Source organism: Methanospirillum sp., from assembly GCF_035560735.1.
GTDB lineage: Archaea > Halobacteriota > Methanomicrobia > Methanomicrobiales > Methanospirillaceae > Methanospirillum.
The window spans coordinates 1-3,367 of the sequence record NZ_DATMYY010000184.1; the positions used below are offsets into that span (position 1 = coordinate 1).

Here is a 3,367-nt window from a genome sequence, read left to right on the forward strand (position 1 = left end):
GATCAATTTTGATCCTTTTAATTCATCCAATAATTATCTGATGACCGAATCATGATATGTCCGCAGAGCGAAGATCTCACATGAGCTTCTCCCGTGAGATTGAACTCGACGGGCATATAATCGATTCAGGAATCGTAGAGAATGTCCTTGATACCATCCTCGATATGGGTGGCGATTTTGAGTTCCTGGTATTTGATGTCGGAAAGAGAAAAACCGACAAGAGTTATGCCAGGATCCTAATCAGTTCTGATAGTAGTGAACGCCTTGACGGAATTATCAGCCGGATGCACCGACATGGTGCTCACCTGGTAGAAATTGCCGAGGTAACCCTTGTCCCTGCCGAAGGGGAACGGATAGTCCCGAAAGGATTCTATTCAACAACAAATTATCCAACAGAAATCAGGTATTCCGGGGGATGGATCCAGGTTGAAAAGATCGAAATGGACTGCCTCATTGTGGTCAAACCAGATGAAAAACGAGCTATCTGTACACCCATGGATAAACTCATACAGGGCGATCTTGTTGTCATGGGAGAACTTGGAGTAAAAGTTTACCCACCTGAGCGCTCCCGTGATCACAATGAATTTGAATTCATGGGAGGCGGAGTTTCTTCAGAACGCCCAACCGAGACAATCATAGCCAAAATTGCAAAAGAGATGGTGGAACTTCATCAAAAAGGAGGAAAAGTTGCTCTCGTTGGTGGTCCTGCCATTATTCATACTGGTGCGGCAGGCGCCTGTGCAGCATTAGTGCGTGAAGGATACATCAATGTTCTCTTTGCCGGTAATGCTCTAGCCACTCATGACATTGAGTACAGTTTATACGGAACTTCCCTTGGCATGAATATCAAGACGGGTGACCTTGTTTCTGCAGGCCATAAAAACCACCTATATGCAATAAGTGAAGTCATGAGAGCCGGATCCATCCGTGCAGCAGTAGAGACCGGAGTTGTTCGATCTGGTATCATGTATGAATGTATCAAAAACAATGTTCCTTTCGTTCTGGCAGGATCAATCCGTGATGACGGACCATTACCAGATGTTATTTCTGATGCACGGATTGCACAGGATGAGATGCGGAAATATGTCCCAGATATCGGCATGGTGCTGATGGTTGCAACCATGCTTCATTCAATAGCAGTTGGAAACTGCCTGCCAGCGTATGTCAGAACAATCTGTGTTGATATTAACCCTTCAACAGTAACGAAACTGATGGACCGGGGAACCATGCAGGCTATTGGGATTGTTAGTGATGCTGGAGCATTCATTCCGATGCTCCTCAGACAGATCAGGTTGATGACCGGTCAGTTGAAAGAATAAAAATTTAGATTTTTATCCGGTCAGAGGCATGGCATATGGATGTTCATGTTCCATAATGAATTCCCATTCTTTTTTGCAGTCACATGTAATATCAAGGACTGAACGGATAAGTTCCTGATCTCCATTGAGATTGTATTCACGAATAGCATCAAGAATCATTTGGTCACAAGTCCCACAGTTATGTGCTCCCCGTTTCTGTCCTCCACCGAGTGGATCGCATGTGATATGGACAGGGGCATCTGCCAGAACCTTAGCAACACTCCAGAGGTAAGGCGGACGGTAAGAACCCTGACGCCAGAGTCGTTCAACGAGAGTATGCCGCTGGACAGAACAGGGATTCATTGATATCAGATCAGTATAAGGCTGAATCTCTCTAATCGAGGATACCATATCCTCGTATGCTTCACGTTCTGAGACATATGCGGGTTTATAAAGAAGATATGTCTTTACGAGCCCGCCTGCCCGCCTGATATCTTTTGTTGCGGTAATATACTGCGAAAATGAGAGACCCTTATCAATACACTTTTCCCGGATAAGATCCGATGATGTCTCAAGCCCGATAGCAATAATAAGGCCTCCCTGTCCGGATTCATTCAGTAATAAATTCCGATAGGATGCGACCTTTTCATAATCCACATAATCCCCGCGGCATTCTACAGTCAGAATTCTGCCTCTGCATAGATCAGCGATTCTTTCTCTGATTACGGGTGGAACTTCCTGATCATCAAAAAAAGTACCTGAAGTATAGATCTTTACCAGTTTTGGATCATGTTCAGAGATACTTTCAGCAAGAACTTCAATCTGTTCAATCATCGCATTGATTAGTTCCTGTACTGTGAGATCATGGTACCGCTCATGCCGGTACTGGCACATCAGGCACCGATTCCAGGAACAACCGCCAGATCGAAGGATAACTGTAACACTATTCAGAATTTCATCAAGAACGCGGTCTGAGCCGGTCCACAACGCTATTGGAGTATTCTTCTGCTCTTTTTTCATAGAAAGAACCGATTAAGCTGTATTACTCCCGATCAAAACCGGAAAGTTATTGCTCATACTATGTAAAGACCAACAATATATTAGGTCGTGCCGGTGAAATATATTCAGCTAATCATTTTGGAGGCGATTAGGACTTGATTCCCCGGTATTTCAACATAATATCAGTAGTATTCCTTATACTGGTCCTTTTCGGGACCAGCACTGTATCTGCATATTATCTCACCCTTGACGCTCCTGGAGAAGTGAGAGTAGGCCAGCCCATAACAGTAACTGGAACAACAAATGTACCCCCACCTGATAAAATTGATGTTGTTCTTTCTTTGTCATCGAATATCCCTGTAGAAAAGGATCGTCAATCAGTAGTAATAACAGAAAAAGGTGATACCAGTTTTAATGTTACATTTCAAACAACCGGATATGAAAAAGGTAACTATAAAGTAGAAGCCCTTTCTCAAACTCTGCGGGATTTTTCAGCAGGATCACGAAACTTGAGGGTTGTAAAACTTACAGACCGATCTGACATTATAAGATTCTCTTCTCCGATGTTTCAGGATTTTGATGGTACACTCAAGATAGAAACAAGGATTCAGGGATATGAGGATAACGCAATTCAGATTCAGGTTCAGAAGGAGAATACAACAGTGTTCGGTCCAGAATCAGTTCCTGTCAGCCGCGGCTTGATGAAATACGAACTTCCAATCAAGGAGCCCGGGACATATGCAATTACTTTCAATGATTCAAAAGGATTTATTGGGACATATCCAGTGCAGGTTGGAGAAGAAAAAGCGGCTGCCACAGCAACCCCCACTTCGGCAGAGACAGAAGCACCCACAGTTCATGAAACAGAGACCCCAGCCCAGGCTAAAGTAAGCCACACACCTGCAACTCCTTCAGTTGAACAAACCAAGAGTGCTGCTTCTCTAACCCCAGCAGAAACTAAAAATGCGGAAAATAAATCAAGCGATAAACCGATTTCAATTGAAGGGATAAGTGCAACTGCACCAGTATCACGTGATTCACCCGCATACATTTTAATATCTGTAAAGCAG

General features: G+C 43.7%; 3 protein-coding genes. 2 read left to right on the forward strand and 1 reads right to left on the reverse strand.

All coding sequences use genetic code 11. The features are described from left to right. Positions 1-80: 80 nt before the first annotated feature. Complete coding sequence (locus tag VN429_RS05530) at positions 81-1,319, forward strand: ornithine cyclodeaminase, nickel-pincer nucleotide-dependent (RefSeq protein ID WP_325630705.1); 1,239 nt, start codon at positions 81-83, stop codon at positions 1,317-1,319. A gap of 12 nt (positions 1,320-1,331) precedes the next feature. Here the strand turns inward: VN429_RS05530 and VN429_RS05535 are convergent, their stop codons facing one another. Then, positions 1,332-2,318 (reverse strand): archaeosine biosynthesis radical SAM protein RaSEA, encoded by a 987-nt coding sequence (locus VN429_RS05535; protein WP_325630707.1) that lies wholly within the window; start codon positions 2,316-2,318, stop codon positions 1,332-1,334. Positions 2,319-2,452: 134 nt separating this feature from the next. Here VN429_RS05535 and VN429_RS05540 point away from each other — a divergent pair. Beyond that, on the forward strand, positions 2,453-3,367 hold a 915-nt coding region (locus tag VN429_RS05540; protein ID WP_325630709.1), incomplete at its 3' end, for a hypothetical protein.